This window comes from Bartonella sp. PS7NMGDW, from assembly GCF_042193585.1.
Classification (GTDB): domain Bacteria; phylum Pseudomonadota; class Alphaproteobacteria; order Rhizobiales; family Rhizobiaceae; genus Bartonella; species Bartonella grahamii.
Genome location: NZ_JBHILX010000087.1, coordinates 1 through 1090, shown reverse-complemented (window position 1 = coordinate 1090; position 1090 = coordinate 1). Strand labels below are relative to the sequence as shown.

The window sequence follows — 1090 nt, the reverse complement described above, 5'->3', positions numbered from 1 at the left end:
CGTGGCTCTAGGGTAAATTCCCAGTTGGAACAGTCGTGTTTATGGATGTCGAGTGCTGGTAAATTGTCACCGCTTAAAAATAAAAACTTATTGTCCTTGATTAAAAAACGTGCCCGCATACGGTCAGCAAGGCGGGTTAAAAAATCAACAGCCGATTGATCTGTACGAATCACATAAGGTAAAGTTTGTTGGGTGAACTGGGGACTGACCTTTGCTTGATAGCCATGGCGTTTAGCGAGTGTCTCAACAATCTCACCAACAGTTTGGTGGTCAAAATGTTCACTCACCTGTTCTTTGAGCTCTTTACGCATCGAGGCACTTTTGCCACAAAGGCGCAAGATCTCTCCATCACTGCCCCCACAACTCACAACCGATTCGACAACAAAACACCCCATAAAAGCACTGATGCTGTTCTCATAGCCAAAAATCACCTGCAGAGCGTTTCCTGTTTGTGGAACCTCTAAATCATTGCCACTATCATCAAACTCTGCTTCAAATGTATCGGCTTCATTACCGGCATGATCCGTGATAGTTGCAGTTAAAAGACGCTGGTAAAAAACCTCATGAACAGGTTTGTCTCCCACCTTGACCACAATAAAGGGGTGTGTGCGCATTAATCCCATAACCTCTTCACCATGCTTTGGGGATTAGACAACACAAATTCAGGCAGAATAACCGTTAAGCCTCGCGGTAAAAGCACACCATATTTGGCAATCTCTGGATTAGCTTCCAAGGTGGCTTCTAAATAGCCTTTGAGTAAACCAGCTTGCCTCCGGTCTCTGAACACTGCCATGGCATGGTGAAAGCAGATAAGATCAAGACTCATATCCTCTAGCTCTACAACAACATGCTTTTCTGGTATCTTCATAGAATTTGTCCCACTTGGGTTTGTCCCACCTGATATTGACCTTGTGGTTTTCCGCCATTAAAAAAGGGCAAGAGCGTAATGGAATAGCGGATGCGCTGGGATTGACCAGAGCGACTAATATAGTCGTGGTCTTTATTGATCGTGGTGATCACCACGGGACCATGGAGAAGGACACTATAGGTCGTATCATTGATCCAACGAAGCATCTGCACCGGCTTTGCT

At 45.1% G+C, this 1090-nt stretch carries 1 protein-coding gene and 2 pseudogenes; all 3 read right to left on the bottom strand.

The window, feature by feature from the left end; genetic code table 11:
* Window positions 1-614: pseudogene (locus tag ACFIKJ_RS09415) on the bottom strand (phage late control D family protein); the annotation flags it as partial.
* Window positions 614-868 (bottom strand): tail protein X, encoded by a 255-nt coding sequence (locus ACFIKJ_RS09410; protein WP_375670552.1) that lies wholly within the window; start codon window positions 866-868, stop codon window positions 614-616. The gene ACFIKJ_RS09410 and the pseudogene ACFIKJ_RS09415, both read right to left, overlap by 1 nt.
* Window positions 865-1090, bottom strand: a pseudogene (locus tag ACFIKJ_RS09405) (phage tail protein); the annotation flags it as partial. The pseudogene ACFIKJ_RS09405 and the gene ACFIKJ_RS09410, both read right to left, overlap by 4 nt.